This window comes from Granulicella pectinivorans (assembly GCF_900114625.1).
GTDB classification, from domain to species: Bacteria; Acidobacteriota; Terriglobia; order Terriglobales; family Acidobacteriaceae; genus Edaphobacter; species Edaphobacter pectinivorans.
This window is the reverse complement of sequence record NZ_FOZL01000001.1, coordinates 3,765,796-3,780,257: the sequence shown is the minus strand read 5'-3', so window position 1 is coordinate 3,780,257 and position 14,462 is coordinate 3,765,796. Positions and strand designations below refer to the sequence as shown.

The window sequence follows — 14,462 nt, the reverse complement described above, 5'->3', positions numbered from 1 at the left end:
GCTTTGCGAGGTGCGAATCCCTCACGCCGCGTTTTCCGATTGCATCCAACGAGGACTAAACTGAAGAGATGAGTGAGAACGTCGAAGTGGTAAGCGGCCCCTTGGTACACCAGAAGAACTCTCTGTCGGAGGCCGCCTCGGCGTACCTGCGTTCGGCAATGCATCAGCCCGTGGAGTGGATGGAATGGGGCGATGCGGCCTTCGCCAAGGCAGTGGCCGAAGACAAGGCCATCCTGCTCGACATCGGCGCCGTCTGGTGCCACTGGTGCCACGTCATGGACCGCGAGAGCTACGAGAATCTCGAGACTGCCGCCGTCATCAACGACCACTTCATCGCCGTGAAGGTTGACCGCGACGAGCGCCCCGACGTCGACACGCGTTACCAGGCCGCGGTTGCTGCCATCAGCGGACAAGGCGGATGGCCCCTGACCGCATTCCTCACCCCCGACGGCAAACCCTTCTTTGGCGGCACCTATTTCCCCCCGCAGGACCGCCACGGACGCCCCAGCTTCAGGCGCGTGCTCCTGACCATGGCCGAGGCCTTCCAGACGCGCCGTTCCGAGGTCGAAGAGTCCGCCGACAGCGCCGTCGCCGCCATCGAGCACAACGAGGCCTTCTCCGGTCATGCCGGCGACCCCGGTCCTGAGCTGGTCGAGAAGCTCATCACCTCCGCCCTGCAGCAGTTCGACACCAAGAACGGCGGCTTCGGCGCCCAGCCCAAGTTCCCCCACTCCGGTGCGATCGATCTGCTCATCGACTGCTCCTCCCGGGCCCACTCGGTAGATGGCCTCGAAGACAAAGCTCGTACTGCGGCCCTGGTCACGCTGGACAAGATGTCCAAGGGCGGCATCTACGACCAGCTCGCCGGAGGCTTTCACCGCTATTCGGTCGATGAGCGCTGGGTCGTCCCGCACTTCGAGAAGATGGCCTACGACAACAGCGAGCTGTTGAAGAACTACGTCCACGCCTTCCAGACCTTCGTCGAGCCGGAGTGCGCCCGCGTCGCTCGCGACATCATGCGCTGGATGAACGAGTGGCTTACCGACCGCGAACTCGGCGGCTTCTACGCCTCGCAGGATGCCGACTTCTCGCTTGAGGATGACGGCGACTACTTTACCTGGACGCTCGATGAAGCCCGCGAAGTCCTGACTCCGGACGAGGTGAAGATCGCTGCGGCCTTTTACGACATCGGCGAGATTGGCGACATGCACCACAACGCCGCGAAGAACGTTCTCTTCGTCCGCGACACTCTGGCCCAGGTCGCAAAGAACGCCGCTATGACGATGGAGACGGCATCGTCCCTCCTTGCCTCGGCCAGAGCGAAGATGTACGCGGCACGCAAGCTCCGCCCCACGCCCTTCGTCGATAAGACGGTGTACGTCGGCTGGAACGGCATGTGCATCTCGGCCTACCTCATTGCGGGACGCGTCTTGAACGCCCCCGATGCCATCGCCTTCGCGCTGAAGTCCCTCGATCGCGTCCTCGAGACCGCGTGGGACCCGTCAGTCGGTATGGCGCACGTTGTCGCGTACGGGGAAGTCCCCGCCGGCAAACGCATCGCAGGCGTGCTGGAGGACTACTGCTTCATCGGCCACGCCGCGCTCGACGCCTGGGAGGCTACCGGCGAGATGCGCTACTTCACCGCCGCCGACACCATCCTGCGCGAGGCCCTGAAGCGCTTCTACGACCGCACTGGCGAGGCCTTCTTCGATACCGAGACGCCGGCCGAGGGAGAGCGTTTCCTGGGCGCACTGGCCACGCGCCGCAAGCCCCTCCAGGATTCACCCACACCGGCAGGGAACTCGGTCGCCGCCGCCCTGCTCATCCGCCTCGAAGCCTTGACCGGAGACGCAACCTACGGCGAAAAGGCCCAGCTTACCATTGAGAACTTCGCCGGTGTCGTCGAGCATTTCGGGCTCTTCGCCGCCACCTACGGCCTGGCTCTGCAGCGCATGGTCCAGCAGCCGGTGCAGGTCTGCGTGATCGCCGATGAGGCGGACGAAGCCGGTGCCCGACGCCTCGAGGCCGTCGCTCTGGCCCGCTTCGCCGTCAACAAGAGCGTTGTCCGCCTGCGTCGCGATCAGTTCGGCAGCCTGCCCCCGGCGCTCGCCCAGACGCTGCCACACCTGCCTGCGATGGAGGGCAGCTTCGCCGTGGTCTGCAGCGGCAATGCATGCCAGCCGCCGGTAAACAACGTGCAGGAGTTGATGCTTCAATTGAACGGAGCCCTTTAACTTCCAATCGTGGGCGGAGCCGGAGGAGCCGTCGGATCCCGCTTCGCCTGCATCAGCAGCATATCTGCCGACACACCCAGCGGAATCCCGTTCGACTCGAACGCAAGGATCACCCGCCGCCGCAGCTCACGCAGCACGCCGTCCCTCTGGTTCGCCCGCACCCGCATATTGATCGGGTAAATCACTTCGCGACCCTTGATCTCATTCACCCCCAGCACAGTGGGTGTGTCGAGCAGGATGTCCTTGAAGGCAACATCGCTGGCCAGCTCTCTTGAGAGTTGCTTCAGCAGGGTGATCACGGCATCGGGGTTCGCGCTCGCGTCGACCGAGAGATTCAGCGTACCCACCGAATAGTCGCGGGACAGATTCGCCACGGTGGCCACCTGCGAGTTCGGGACGATATAGACCGTTCCATCCCCATCCCGCAGCGTTGTCGAACGCAGGGTCAGATTCTCGACCGTGCCTTGCAGCGCCGCGACCTTCACCACCTCGCCCACGTTGTACTGGTCTTCCACCAGGATGAAGATGCCGTTGATGATGTCCTTGAAGAGGCTCTGCGCGCCCAGGCCGATGCCCACGCCGAGGATTCCTGCCGAAGCCAATAGTCCGGTGTAGGGGATGTTCAGCAGCGTCAGAATCTGCAAGAAGGCCAGCAGGCCGAGGATCGCATACGACGTCGCCCTCAGCGTGGAGGCAATGGTGCGGAGCTGCGCCGCCCGATGGGCGTTTCCCGTTCTGCGGTCGGCGACGCGTTTGATCCTCTTGACGAAAAATGCGACGATCCGCCACAGAATGAAGAGGAACAGGAGCGTCACCAGCACCTTCGGCAGGCGATCCCGGACCATGACGATCAGATCGGCGTGCCAGGTATGCTCGATCCCTTTCAGATTCAGTGAGGGCTCATCTTGCGGATTCAATGGGTTAAGGAGCATCATCGTGATATCTCGTCCAGTTCTTGTTGGTACTTAGGTTGTGCCGCTACGGCGTCTTCTGTACATGGATGCCAAATCGGGCCGAAGGGAAGCAAGGGTTCTGCCCCTGCGGCGGAGAGGCGTTTCTGATGACAACGGTACGGAAACAGCGCTTTGGCTGGCTGGTCGCCGGATGCATGTTGCTCGTCCCCGGCGCAACGATGAAGGCCCAGAAGCGGCTGCCGATCGGTGGATCGACAGTCCCTCCGCTCACCGGGACGGGAAGTGCAACGAGCACTCCGGCCTCGGACAATGGACGCGGTCCGGGCAGCACCGGATTGGATCTCGGACTGCCGGACGATAGCTCGGATTCTACCGTGAACCGCAACGTCGCTGCAGTCCGCGCCAGCATGGCCAACATGGAACGGCATAGGGCGCTCGCTTTGGAGAGCGATCAGTTGCTCCGCATGGTGGCGGATCTGCAGGGCAAGATCGCCTCCAACACCTCAGGCCTTACGCACGAGGAGATGCTGCGTCAGATCGGCATGATCGAGAAGCTCGCGAAGGATGTGAAGGAACGGATGAAGGGAGCGCGCTAGGTGAAGCTGAAGGGAACGGTGGTGGCGATGATTCTGGGAAGCTGCATGGGAACCGGAGCGGCGATGCAGAAGCCAGCGTCACAGAGCTCAGCGCCGGATCCGTTCGGCCTGCCGTCGGATACGATGCAGTCCGACGACCAGTTTGGCGACGCTCACCGCAGGATGGAGATGCTGAGGGTCAAGAGCGCAAACGCCGAACGCCAGAAGCAGTTGACGCGCGAGGCCACCGAGCTCCTGAACGTGGCGGGCGAACTGCACTTCAAGGCACAGAAGAGCGACGGGAGTGTCACGCAGGCGGAGATGCTGCGTCAGGCCGAAACGATTGAAAGGCTTGCGCACAACGTGAAGGAGCGCATGAAGGGGTCACGCTAGGTGCCTCGAGAGCGCGGCGTATCGGGTACGGAGTGGCAGGTTAGGATGGAGCTGCATGAAGGAGAGTTCGTCGATGCGAATGAGTCGGAAGACAAGGGAAGTGCTCCTGGCGGCGGTACTTCCTGGTATGTTGGCCGCTGTCGCCGTGGCGCAGAAGGCTCCTTCCGCGCCGGCTCCCGTAACCGGGGTGCCTGCACCGCTGACATTGCCATCCTCGTATAACCCCTATGACGACCCCACGTTGAGGAAAGGCGCATCCAGTACGGGCGATCCCCTCGAGGACAAGCGGCTGGCGTATTTGCGTTCCCACCAGGCTGTCCTGGATCGGCAGAAAGCTTTGACCCGGGAGTCTGCCCAGCTCTTGCGGATGGCCAACGAACTCCAGGCCAATGCCGGGAAGGGCGATACCAGGGAGTTGCAGGAGACCATGCTGCGCCAGATCGAAAAGATCGAGCAGTTGGCTCGCAGCTTGAAAGAACGGGCGAAGGGAGAGAAGTTATGAAAGCAATGCAAACAGCGGCGCTCATCGCAGCGATGACACTGATGACCTCCGCATGGGCCCAGTCCGCGGCTCCCGTACTCCCCACGCCTCCGCCGCCGGCAGTGACGGACAAGCCGCCCATGTCCGACAAGCAGAAGCAGCTCCTCGAAGAGACCAACGCCTTGTTGAAGATGGCTGCGGAGTTGAAGGTCAGCGTCGACAGGAGCACCAAGGATCAGCTCTCGCTCGACGTGGTCCGCAAGGCAGAGGCCGTGGAGAAGATGGCTCGCGAGCTAAAGGCCAAGCTCAAGTAGCGGGCGTTTACTCGATTGCATAGATAACCTGCACCGTCGCTTCGCTCTGGACACGTTGCGCTTCGATTGAGAGCGGTGCGACCTGATCGCTGTTCGCCGAACGCGCCATGGCGGACATCATCATTCGCGGAGCGATCAGCCCGTTGCTCACGGTATTCGTCGCATACAGCGGTTTGCCGAGCGTGACGCCCATCCCCTTCGCAAGCTCCGTCGCCATGAGGCGCGCACGCTCTGTCGCACGGCGAATCGCCTCCGTATCCAGTGCCACGCTGTTCTTCATCCGCCAATTGATGTCGCCGCTCTGGTTCGCGCCCGCCTGGATCGCCGCGTCGAGAACCAACGCCGCATCCTTGGGCGCAACGCTCACCGTCCAGCTCTGCTGCACGCGGAACTTCATCCCCTTCTGCGCCTTCACCTCATAGTCCTGCAGGCGCGCCACCTGCTGGCTCTGGCTCTGGATCTCGGACTTCTGCGCACCCGCGTCCACCAGCGCCTTCACAATGCCGTTCGACGTTGCCGATGCGGCCTTGTAGGTCTCCGGAAGCGTCATGCCGTACGCCGTGAACCCAATGTGGATCTCCGCGACCTCGGGCTCGGCCTCCGCATGATCGCTGGCCGAAACCGAGAGCGTCCGGTTGTCCTTGGTGATCGCGAGCGATGGGCTATTGACGGTCTGGGCGGAGAGAAGCGAAGAGGCAAGCAGCAGTGGGGCGACGAAGATCGAGGTCATACGCATACCTCATTGTATGCATGGACTTACCGATGCGTTAGCGGGCAAGGAGACGCATCATCAAAGGATCGCGCGGACGCAGCGTAATCTTCGCCTGCGGCATCGGCGGCGTAGTGCCCATGTACTCCATCCGCCAGCGGCTGGCCAGCGTCGCAATCGAGAAGATGCCCTCCATCCACGCAAAGGCCTCGCCGATGCACTGCCGGTTGCCTCCGCCGAAAGGGAAGTAGGCGAACTTCGGGCGACCTGCTTTGCCCTCCGCCGTATGGCGATCGGGATCGAACCGCAGCGGATCCGGAAAGTACTCTTCGCTGCGGTGCATGATGTACTGCGAGAAGAAGAAGTGCGCCCCCGGCGGAATCCGCCACGGTCCCAGCGTCACCGGCTTCGTCGACATCCGTCCCATCGCCCACGCCGGCGGGTACAGCCGCATCGCCTCCGCAAAGACCTGTTCCGTATAGCGAAGCTGCGGGTAGTCCGCCAGCGTCGGCAGTCGGTGCGTGCCATCGCCATTGCCCAGCACCGCATCGAGCTCCGCATGCAGCTTCGCCTCGGCGTCGGGGTTCTGGCTCAGCAGGTACCACGTCCAGGTCAGTCCATTGGCAACGGTCTCGTACCCTGCCAGGAAGATCGTCAGCACCTCGTCGCGCACCTGCTGGTCGGACATTCCGGTATGCTCGCCGAGCGCATCCTCCTCGTCGTCCTTGCTCGAAAGCAGCATGGAGAGCAGATCGCCTTTATCGACGCCCGCGGCTTTGTGCTCCGCAATCAAACGGTCGACCGTCGCATTCAAACGGTCGCGCGACCGCCGAAACTTGATGACGCCTGGGATCGGCCAGTTGAGATACGATTCCAGCTTCGGCAGGCCGATCAGGAAGTTGTACAGGCCCATGATCGCGTTGACATCGTCGTTGATGCGCCGGACATCGTCCGTCACCTCCGTGTCGAACAGCGTCCTCGCCACAATCTCGAGCGATAGATCCATCATGCCTGCGGCGATATCGATCGTTGCCCCTGCCTGCCACCGATCGCGCTGCCCCGCTGCAGCCGCGGCAATCGTCTCTCCATACGCCTGGATGCGCTGCCGGTGAAACGCAGGTGCGGCAATGCGGCGCTGCCGTTTATGGATCGGATCGTCCGACGTAATCAGCCCTTCGCCCAGCAGGATCTTCATCCGCTTCAGCGTGCGCTCCTTCACAAACGACCCGGCCTGGTTGATGAGAATCTCGCGAATGTACTCCGGGTCGTTGACGAAGATGATGTACGTGTTGAACAGGCGGTAGTGCGCGATGTTCCCAAATTTTCGGTGCAGATACTCGAACAGCAGGATCGGATGGCCCAGCTTCACCCACGGCTTAAACGCGTAGTAGGGCAGGGAGAGCGGCAGCCCCGGAGGAATCTTCCATGCTCCGTCCGGGGCAGTCGCCTTGGGATCGATCTCGACGATGGGCGGTGTGGTCATAGCGTGGGCAGACGCGCTTCCACCGCATCGCGAATCTGCAGCTCAATCAGGTCGATGGAGGCGTCGTCCGTGATGGCCAGGACACGCCCCGTCTCGCGCACAGCAATGGCCAGGTACGCCCCATGAATGCGTGCGTAGAACTCGTCCGACTCGCGTTCGAAGCGATTCTCGTCCGTTCCTTCGGTCTGGATATGCTTCTGGTTCCGGCGGCGCGCGCGGTTCAGGGACGTCTGCAGATTAGGCAGAAGAAGCAGCGTCAGATCCGGCTGAAGGTTGCCGCAGAGAGCCTTGTGCAACGCAAGAATCGGCTCCGAGCCAAGCCCGCGCCCTCCGCCCTGATAAGCCTCCGACGAGTCCGTGTACCGGTCGCAAAGGACGATCGCGCCAGCCTCAAGCGCAGGCAGAATCACCTCGGCGATGGACTGCGCCCGGTCCGCGAACATCAGCGCCAGTTCGGTATGCGGGGCGATCGTGCCCAGCGTCGCTTCGGAGCGGGAATCAAGCAGAATGGAGCGGATGCGGTCGCCCAGAGGCGTCGATCCTGGATTGCGCATCGTGATAACCGTGCGACCGGTATCGGTCAGGTACTGCGCAAGGCGGCGAAGCTGGGTCGTCTTGCCGGAGCCGTCCAGACCCTCGAAGGTAATAAAAAAGCCGCGTGCCATAAGGACAGGGTATCGCCTTTACCCGCTAGCGTGTAGCGGCCTTTGGCGTCAGGCTCCATTGCGCCGCTGAATTGGTGATGTCAATGGAAAGCCTGCCTTCGATGCTCTCATTCAACGACGGCCCATCGGAGGTGTGATCGTGGTGCATCGCATCCGTGTAGAGCAGCTTCGTCGGTCCGGAGCCAAGTACCTTGAAGCGATAGTGAAACACACCCTCCGGAGCCAGATTCTCCGTGCCGAAGCTCGCGCTCGGGTAGTCCACTTCAAGCAGAGGAATCGGAGCCGACGTGTGGTTCGTGACCGTCGCTTCGATATAGCGGGAGTGGCAGCCGGCGGTAAACAGGAGGGTCGCGGCAAGAGCCAGCAGGGGGACAGAACGCATGCCTCTAGGGTATCAGGTTGACTGCCGAAGACAGGACGGAGCGCGTTCCCGCCCGGCTGTACTAAGATCGCAAGCATTGGAGGAAGCATGAAACCACAAGAGCTGGAGCATGGCGCAAAGGCACCCGAGAAGATCACCCAGCGCATTCACGATCTCGCCGACTGGCGTGGCGAAACCCTCGCCCATATCCGCCAGCTCATCCACGAAGCCGACCCCGAAATCGTCGAGGAGTGGAAGTGGAGAGGCGTCCCCGTCTGGGAGCACGACGGCATCGTCTGCACCGGCGAATCCTACAAGCAGGTCGTAAAGCTCACTTTCGCCACCGGAGCCGAGCTCGACGATCCCAGGAAGCTCTTCAACTCCAGCCTGGAAGGAAACGTGCGCCGTGCGATCGACATTCATGAAGGCGAGAAGATCGACGAGGCCGCCCTCAAGCAACTCATCCGCGCAGCAGTCGCGGCCAACACCACTGCGGTCACCGCGCGACTCGCCAAAAAGAAGAAGCCTAAGACTGCTTCTTGAGGTCCCGTAGAATCCCGGGAAGTTTATTGATCAGCGCCGTAGTCCGCAGCCACTGCATGCTGTCGACCGCCGGATACCCACTGACCTTCTTGCCCGCCGCGACATCGTTCGGGATCCCCGACTGCGCCGTCGCGATCACCCCATCGCCCACGGTCAGATGTCCCGCCACCCCAACCTGCCCCGCAAGAATCACGTTCTTCCCAATGGTCGTCGACCCGGCCAGGCCAACCTGAGCACAAAGCAATGTATTCGGTCCAACCGTGGATCCGTGCCCGACCTGCACCAGGTTGTCGATCTTCGCCCCGGCCTGGATCCGCGTCTCGCCGATCGAAGCCCGGTCGATACACGCATTCGCCTGTACCTCGACGTTGTCTTCCAGCACCGCTGGCCCGGACTGCACAATCTTGTACCAGGGCCCACCGGGCAACGGATTCGGCCCCTGCTGCCGCGCGAACCCAAAGCCATCCGCCCCAATCACCGCGCCATTCTGCACGATGACCCCATCGCCCAGATGGCAATGCTCTCGCACAATCGCATGCGCATGCAGGAAAAGATGCGCCCCGGCGCGAACCCCCGGATAGACCACCGCATGAGCCAGAATCGTCGCATGCGGCCCAATCTCCACGTCATCGGAGATGACCGCATACGGCCCAATGTGCGCGCCTTCGCCAATCTTCGCCGTCACTGCGATCACCGCCGTCGGATGGATCCCCATCGCATAGGCCGGAGGCGTATAGAACAGCTCAATTGCACGCGCGAACCCAAGGTAAGGATTCGCGAGACGCAGCGTAGCCGTCTCGATCTCGGGGAACGCAGGATCGACCAGAATCGCCGTAGCCCTGGTCGTCCGCGCCATCGCGGCATACTTCGGGTTTGCCACGAAGGTCAGGTGCCCCGCACCCGCCTCCTCGATGCCGGCAATGCCGGTGATCTCAGCCGCGGGATCACCCACGAGCGTCGCATCCAGATGGCGGGCTATGTCTGCGAGCTTCATACCTTGGGCGTCTCGTCGCGGGCAATCGCGCGCTTCAGCACAACATCCAGCGCCGCCCGCTGTTCGGCATACTCGGCTTCGGTAATCTTTCCGGTCAACCGGTCCGACTCCAGCGTGAAGAACTCCTCCTTCAGCGCACCCAGCACGCCCACCGGAGCCGCCGGAGAAATGGGAACCGCTGCCGCCACACCCTTGCCGCCAGTAGTCACCATGAAGCCCGCGCCGGCCGCCAGCACCAGCCCAAGTCCACCCAGAATCCACCACTTGTACTTCGCCCACGGATCGTTCGAGCCTTCCGGATCGATGGGATTGCCGAGCCCGCCACCCGGACGCGTGTCGTTGCCCGTCGGAGCCTGTCCCTGCACGCCCTGCGAGGGTGTATCCTGCGGTCCACCTGTTCCCGGCGTTGCGGCTGCGGCATCGCGCGGCAACTGCCCCGTGCCTGAAATCGTAAACTCCAGCGGCTGCGAAGGCTGCACGTTCCGCGCCACATAGGTCTGCGCCGTCGTCTCCTCCGTCACCGCGGTGTACGGAGCCGATGGACCAGCCTTGAAGGTCATCGACTTCGGCATCATGATCGCGATCGTGTCGGTCGGCATCACCGGATGCGGCGCAAACTGGAACGATCCCGAGTAGGGAACGGTGTACGTAATCTGAAACCGCGTCTCGCCCGGACGAATCGGGAAGACGAACGCAAAGTGGTTCGGCTGGTCGCCAAGAGGCACGGGAGCCGCCTGCACCGGCATGCCGCCCGGCCCAAGCGCCGCCGAGCCCGCCACCACCGCACCCGCCGGCAGATAGAACTCAAACGGACGATCCGAGAACTGCGTCATCGGAGGCGTCGATTCGTTCTTCACAAAAAAATTCTCGACAATACGCAAGCCGGCACCGCTCGGGTCGGACTGAATCCGCATCACATCGGCTTCGCTCGTGATCCCCGCCACCTTCGCCGCCGCGTTGTAGACCTCGACCTCCACCGAATCCGCACCCGGCTGCACCGGACGGAAGTAGTTGGCCTTGTCATGCGTCACGCGTACCAGATGAATGCCGTCATCCGGCACGTCGAGCTTGAAGCGCCCCCTGGCATCGGTCTTCGTCTTGGTCGACTCCTGCATGCCCTGCGCCAGCTTGATGAGGGTCACATCATCCCCAGCGGAGGGCTTGTTGGTCGTCTTGTTCGTCACCACGCCCGACAGGGTGGAAGCAGCAAACGCAGAAGGCAAAAGGCAAAGAAGGGCAGCGGCAGAGAGGACTTTCGATGAGAAGCGCACACCTGATTTTACGTCAGAATACGCCTCAGTCCGGGTGTAAGCTTTCCGCACGATGATCGATCTCCCCACCGATCCGGTCCAACTCCCTCAGCGCTTCCTTCAAGCCCCGAAGCGAAGCACCGTCGTCATCGTCACGCTCTTCATCGCTCTATTCTTCATCACCCCCGCCGTCGCCTTCACCGCAATGGCATGGCGCTCCTGCGATGGCGCATCGTGGCGCATTTTATTCGCTTCCGTTGCCATCCTGTTGTTCGCTCTGCCGGCCAGAATCGCCTTCATCGCACGGCGCAGAAAAATCCGCACCGGCCAATGGCCCGCGACCGCGGAGGAGCGCCTGGAAATGCGCAGGAAGTGGGGCCGCTGGGGGGAACCACGATGGATGTCCCGCAGCGCGCCATGGCTTGGATACGGCACAGTCCTTGTTTGGAGTGCCATGGCGCTCCTCAAACTCCGCCAGTGGCACACCCGAACCCACGCACCCTCTGACCTCATCATGGCCGCGCTGTGGGCCTTAACCGCCGCATTCAGTCTTCTGTCTGCTCGCGTGAACGCAAAAAAAGTCGCAAAACAGTCGCAGTAGCCTAACGCCCGCCCAGCCCCTTCATCTCCGCCAGCACCCGAGCTGCCTCATTCTCCAGGCTTGTCCTCTGCTCCACGAAGTCCTCTTCCGGATACTTCCCGGCAAGGTTCTCGAAGTTCAGATCCCGCAGGTTCTCATAGATCACATCGCGCCGCTCGCGCAGGTAGTCGAGACGCGTCTTGTCCGCCTGACGAAACGGATTCTTATCTGGCCAGAAGATAAACGCAAACAGCAAAAGCGAAAGAACAGCACCGCAGAGGAGTCCCATTTAGTATTGCGTCTCCTGTCGAATCTGTGCGCGCAGCGCGTCCGAAATCGGTGGCGCGCCGCTCCCCGGGCCATCGGTCGGCGGACGCCGCTTACGCCATATCTTGATCAAAAAAGCCACGCCGACCGTAGCAAACAGAAACACCGCCATCGGCGTAATCCACGCCACATCGTCGAACCCGCCACGCATCGGAGCCGCCAGCACAATCGCTCCGTACTTCGCCGCGAACCAGTTCAGAATCAGGTTCTCCGGACCACCCAGATTCACCTGGTCATGCAGCTCGCCGATCATGCGCGTCGAGTCGGGGCAGCCAACGTGGTTGCACTCCAGCAGAATCTGGTTGCAGCCACACACGCACATCATCTCGTGGCCGACCTTGTTATAGATCTGCGCCGGATCCGCCGCGCCCATCAGCCCGACACACAGCAGCAAGCCCGCGACCAGCGAAAGATACTTACGCATGCGCGGAAGCCTCCGCAGCCCTGGCTTCACCCGCTGAGACAGTCCGCGTCCCACCGGGCTTGATCGCCGGCACCAGGGCCAGCAATGTGCCCATCGCCACAATTACCACGCCAATCCAGATCCACACGATCAGCGGATTGATGAACACCTTGATGATCGGCTTGTCCGTATCCGGGTTCTTGCCTTCATAGATCACGTACAGATCGTTCTGCAGCGTCGTATGGTTCGCTACCATCGTCGCGTACGTCTGGCTCGCGTTGTAGAAGCGCTTCTCCGGGTTCAGCGTCGTAACCTTCTTGCCGTACTTGTACGCATCCAGCACCGCGAACTCAGTGTCGTAGTTCGGGTTCGAGTCCTGTGTAAAGCTCTGGCACACAATCTTGTACGGCCCAATCAGCAGCGTGTCGCCGAAGCCCATCTCCTGCTCCTTCGACTGATTGAACGCGCCACCCGCGATCCCGATGAACATCACCACGATGCCAAAGTGGACAAGGTACCCGCCATACCGGCGCGTATTGCGCCGCACCAGCGTCACGGCCGAATGGAAGAAGTTCTTGCTCGTCTGCGTCATCACCACGCCCACGCCGCGGAAGAACTCCGACGAGATCGCCGTCACCACACCCGCCGAAAGCGTAAACGCCATTAACGAGAAGATCGTCGCATGCATGTCGTCGCCGTCTTTCCACGGACGAACGCCCGCGATCATCAGCACGACCAGCGTCACGGCCATGGCAATACCCGGCAGCACGAAGTTACGCTTGATCGCGCGAATCGATGTCGAGCGCCATGCCAGAAGGGGACCAAGCCCCGTCAGGAAGAGAAGAAACAGCCCGATCGGGATATTGACGCGGTTATAGAAGGGAGCGCCAACCGTAGCCTTCTCGCCCTTCACATACTCCGAAAGTACCGGGAACAGCGTGCCCCAAAGCACCGTGAAGCAAGCGACCAGCAGGATGAGGTTGTTGAACAGGAAGCTCGACTCACGGCTCACCAGTGACTCCAGCCGGTTCTCGCTCACCAGGTGATCGCGGTTCTTGAAGAACACAAACAGGCACACCATGAACGAAAGAAGGATGAACCCATAGAACCAGTAGCCGATATTCGACTGCGCGAAGGCATGCACCGAGGCCACAATCCCCGACCGCGTCAGCAGCGTACCCAGAATCGTCAGCAGGAACGTCGAGAAGATCAGCCAGACGTTCCAGTTCTTCATCATGCCGCGCTTCTCCTGCATCATCACCGAGTGCAGAAACGCCGTGCCCGTCAACCAGGGCATCAGCGAGGCGTTCTCCACCGGATCCCATCCCCAGTACCCACCCCAGCCCAGCACGGAGTACGCCCAGTGCGCGCCCAGGAAGATGCCGCACGTCAGGAACAGCCACGTCACCATCGTCCAGCGCCGCGTGATATGAATCCACTTCTCACCCGGATACCGCATGATCAGCGCGCCCAGCGCAAACGCAAACGGAACCGAGAACCCCACATATCCCAGGTAGAGCATCGGCGGATGGATGACCATCTCCGGGTATTGCAACAGCGGATTCAATCCAAATCCATCCAGCGCCACCGGCCCCGGCTGAATGTCGAACGGGTGCGCCGCGAAGTTCAGCAGCAACACAAAGAACAGCTGGATGCCGGCGAGGATCGTCGACGCGAAGGCCGACAGCTTCACATCCACCTTATGGCGGAATCGCAGCACAAACCCATACGCCGAAAGCAGCCACGCCCAAAGGAGAAGAGAGCCCTCCTGCCCCGACCACAACGCCGAAAACTTGTATGCGGTGTGCAGGTCCTTGTTCGTGTGGTGCATGATGTACGCAACCGAGAAGTCGTTGGTAAACGCCGCCCAGCATAGTGCGAACGCTGCGCAGCTCATGGCGATAAAACTCGCCATGCCGGCGCGACGGGCCGTCTCACCAAGCCTGCGGGCCGCGGCGTCGTTGGTGCGGGAGAGTGCAGGCGTCAGCGCGAACGCGCCGGCCACCAACGTATAGAGGCTCAGAATGAGCGCCAGGAGCAACGTGAACGAGCCGAACTCCGGCATGGGATGGGTAGGCATGAGTTTACTTGGCTTTCATTCTCTCAAGCCGCAGAGGGAAGGGCAATGTTTCGGCGGTAAACGGACGCGGAGGGTGGAACTCGCTCTCCACCAAAAGGACACTCACGCTGCGGGAAACCTCATCTTCTACGAATCTCATCCTGCCCGAGCAGACCG

17 protein-coding genes are annotated in these 14,462 nt (G+C 61.8%); 7 read left to right on the top strand and 10 right to left on the bottom strand.

From position 1 onward, the window contains the following. Positions 1-68 precede the first annotated feature (68 nt). Positions 69-2,234 (top strand): thioredoxin domain-containing protein, encoded by a 2,166-nt coding sequence (locus tag BM400_RS15080; RefSeq protein WP_089840251.1) that lies wholly within the window; start codon positions 69-71, stop codon positions 2,232-2,234. Here BM400_RS15080 and BM400_RS15075 read toward each other — a convergent pair. Beyond that, positions 2,231-3,169: a mechanosensitive ion channel family protein gene (locus BM400_RS15075; protein ID WP_245781888.1), complete on the bottom strand. Its 939-nt coding sequence runs from the start codon at positions 3,167-3,169 to the stop codon at positions 2,231-2,233. The genes BM400_RS15080 and BM400_RS15075 overlap by 4 nt on opposite strands. A 125-nt stretch (positions 3,170-3,294) precedes the next feature. Here BM400_RS15075 and BM400_RS15070 point away from each other — a divergent pair, with 125 nt between their 5' ends. From BM400_RS15070 to BM400_RS15055, 4 genes are all read left to right on the top strand, one after another. Next, entirely contained in the window at positions 3,295-3,744 is a 450-nt protein-coding gene (locus tag BM400_RS15070) for a hypothetical protein (protein WP_089840249.1), read from the top strand. After that, complete coding sequence (locus BM400_RS15065; RefSeq protein WP_089840247.1) at positions 3,745-4,116, top strand: hypothetical protein; 372 nt, start codon at positions 3,745-3,747, stop codon at positions 4,114-4,116. Between the two features lie 79 nt (positions 4,117-4,195). Beyond that, complete coding sequence (locus BM400_RS15060) at positions 4,196-4,618, top strand: hypothetical protein (RefSeq protein ID WP_141223954.1); 423 nt, start codon at positions 4,196-4,198, stop codon at positions 4,616-4,618. Beyond that, the gene (locus BM400_RS15055) at positions 4,615-4,911 is read left to right on the top strand and encodes a hypothetical protein (RefSeq protein WP_089840242.1); all 297 of its coding nucleotides are present in this window, start codon (positions 4,615-4,617) and stop codon (positions 4,909-4,911) included. Before BM400_RS15060 ends, BM400_RS15055 begins: the two co-directional genes overlap by 4 nt. 7 nt (positions 4,912-4,918) lie before the next feature. On the opposite strand, the gene BM400_RS15050 is transcribed toward BM400_RS15055, so the two are convergent. The 4 genes from BM400_RS15050 to BM400_RS15035 are packed head-to-tail and all read right to left on the bottom strand — an operon-like array spanning position 4,919 to position 8,150. Beyond that, positions 4,919-5,647 carry an SIMPL domain-containing protein gene (locus tag BM400_RS15050; RefSeq protein WP_089840240.1) on the bottom strand — a complete coding sequence of 243 codons (729 nt, stop codon included), beginning with the start codon at positions 5,645-5,647 and terminating at the stop codon, positions 4,919-4,921. Positions 5,648-5,678: 31 nt separating this feature from the next. Further along, a complete protein-coding gene (locus BM400_RS15045; RefSeq protein ID WP_089840238.1) occupies positions 5,679-7,103 on the bottom strand; it encodes a cytochrome P450 in 1,425 nt (474 codons plus the stop codon). Then, positions 7,100-7,768, bottom strand: coding sequence for a dTMP kinase (gene tmk, locus BM400_RS15040; protein ID WP_089840235.1), 669 nt, complete (start codon positions 7,766-7,768; stop codon positions 7,100-7,102). Before tmk ends, BM400_RS15045 begins: the two co-directional genes overlap by 4 nt. Before the next feature lie 25 nt (positions 7,769-7,793). After that, the gene (locus tag BM400_RS15035) at positions 7,794-8,150 is read right to left on the bottom strand and encodes a hypothetical protein (protein ID WP_089840233.1); all 357 of its coding nucleotides are present in this window, start codon (positions 8,148-8,150) and stop codon (positions 7,794-7,796) included. A gap of 87 nt (positions 8,151-8,237) precedes the next feature. Between BM400_RS15035 and BM400_RS15030 the strand changes: the two genes are divergently transcribed. Beyond that, the gene (locus BM400_RS15030; protein WP_089840230.1) at positions 8,238-8,672 is read left to right on the top strand and encodes a DUF1801 domain-containing protein; all 435 of its coding nucleotides are present in this window, start codon (positions 8,238-8,240) and stop codon (positions 8,670-8,672) included. Here the strand turns inward: BM400_RS15030 and lpxD are convergent. Both lpxD and BM400_RS15020 read right to left on the bottom strand, forming a co-directional pair. Continuing rightward, positions 8,656-9,666 carry a UDP-3-O-(3-hydroxymyristoyl)glucosamine N-acyltransferase gene (gene lpxD, locus BM400_RS15025; protein ID WP_089840226.1) on the bottom strand — a complete coding sequence of 337 codons (1,011 nt, stop codon included), beginning with the start codon at positions 9,664-9,666 and terminating at the stop codon, positions 8,656-8,658. The two genes, BM400_RS15030 and lpxD, sit on opposite strands and share 17 nt — an antisense overlap. After that, on the bottom strand, positions 9,663-10,889 hold the full coding sequence (locus BM400_RS15020) for a peptidase associated/transthyretin-like domain-containing protein (protein ID WP_089840225.1): 1,227 nt from the start codon (positions 10,887-10,889) through the stop codon (positions 9,663-9,665). Before BM400_RS15020 ends, lpxD begins: the two co-directional genes overlap by 4 nt. A 100-nt stretch (positions 10,890-10,989) precedes the next feature. Between BM400_RS15020 and BM400_RS22100 the strand changes: the two genes are divergently transcribed. Further along, the gene (locus BM400_RS22100) at positions 10,990-11,517 is read left to right on the top strand and encodes a hypothetical protein (protein ID WP_089840223.1); all 528 of its coding nucleotides are present in this window, start codon (positions 10,990-10,992) and stop codon (positions 11,515-11,517) included. 1 nt (position 11,518) lies between these two features. On the opposite strand, the gene BM400_RS15010 is transcribed toward BM400_RS22100, so the two are convergent. The 3 genes from BM400_RS15010 to BM400_RS15000 are packed head-to-tail and all read right to left on the bottom strand — an operon-like array spanning position 11,519 to position 14,306. Then, positions 11,519-11,785: a hypothetical protein gene (locus BM400_RS15010; RefSeq protein ID WP_089840221.1), complete on the bottom strand. Its 267-nt coding sequence runs from the start codon at positions 11,783-11,785 to the stop codon at positions 11,519-11,521. Then, the gene (locus BM400_RS15005) at positions 11,786-12,247 is read right to left on the bottom strand and encodes a cytochrome c-type biogenesis protein (RefSeq protein ID WP_175529046.1); all 462 of its coding nucleotides are present in this window, start codon (positions 12,245-12,247) and stop codon (positions 11,786-11,788) included. Continuing rightward, a complete protein-coding gene (locus BM400_RS15000; RefSeq protein ID WP_245781887.1) occupies positions 12,240-14,306 on the bottom strand; it encodes a heme lyase CcmF/NrfE family subunit in 2,067 nt (688 codons plus the stop codon). Before BM400_RS15000 ends, BM400_RS15005 begins: the two co-directional genes overlap by 8 nt. Between the last annotated feature and the right edge of the window lie 156 nt (positions 14,307-14,462).

Excerpts from the sequence above, each read along its gene's own strand:
- BM400_RS22100 (WP_089840223.1), top strand. The coding sequence starts at position 10,990 with ATGATCGATCTCCCCACCGATCCGGTCCAACTCCCTCAGCGCTTCCTT.
- BM400_RS15070 (WP_089840249.1), top strand. The coding sequence starts at position 3,295 with ATGACAACGGTACGGAAACAGCGCTTTGGCTGGCTGGTCGCCGGATGC.
- BM400_RS15075 (WP_245781888.1), bottom strand. The coding sequence starts at position 3,169 with ATGATGCTCCTTAACCCATTGAATCCGCAAGATGAGCCCTCACTGAAT.
- BM400_RS15005 (WP_175529046.1), bottom strand. The coding sequence starts at position 12,247 with ATGCGTAAGTATCTTTCGCTGGTCGCGGGCTTGCTGCTGTGTGTCGGG.
- BM400_RS15045 (WP_089840238.1), bottom strand. The coding sequence starts at position 7,103 with ATGACCACACCGCCCATCGTCGAGATCGATCCCAAGGCGACTGCCCCG.
- BM400_RS15055 (WP_089840242.1), top strand. The coding sequence starts at position 4,615 with ATGAAAGCAATGCAAACAGCGGCGCTCATCGCAGCGATGACACTGATG.
- BM400_RS15060 (WP_141223954.1), top strand. The coding sequence starts at position 4,196 with ATGAGTCGGAAGACAAGGGAAGTGCTCCTGGCGGCGGTACTTCCTGGT.
- BM400_RS15050 (WP_089840240.1), bottom strand. The coding sequence starts at position 5,647 with ATGCGTATGACCTCGATCTTCGTCGCCCCACTGCTGCTTGCCTCTTCG.
- BM400_RS15000 (WP_245781887.1), bottom strand. The coding sequence starts at position 14,306 with ATGCCTACCCATCCCATGCCGGAGTTCGGCTCGTTCACGTTGCTCCTG.
- BM400_RS15010 (WP_089840221.1), bottom strand. The coding sequence starts at position 11,785 with ATGGGACTCCTCTGCGGTGCTGTTCTTTCGCTTTTGCTGTTTGCGTTT.
- BM400_RS15030 (WP_089840230.1), top strand. The coding sequence starts at position 8,238 with ATGAAACCACAAGAGCTGGAGCATGGCGCAAAGGCACCCGAGAAGATC.
- tmk (WP_089840235.1), bottom strand. The coding sequence starts at position 7,768 with ATGGCACGCGGCTTTTTTATTACCTTCGAGGGTCTGGACGGCTCCGGC.
- lpxD (WP_089840226.1), bottom strand. The coding sequence starts at position 9,666 with ATGAAGCTCGCAGACATAGCCCGCCATCTGGATGCGACGCTCGTGGGT.
- BM400_RS15035 (WP_089840233.1), bottom strand. The coding sequence starts at position 8,150 with ATGCGTTCTGTCCCCCTGCTGGCTCTTGCCGCGACCCTCCTGTTTACC.
- BM400_RS15080 (WP_089840251.1), top strand. The coding sequence starts at position 69 with ATGAGTGAGAACGTCGAAGTGGTAAGCGGCCCCTTGGTACACCAGAAG.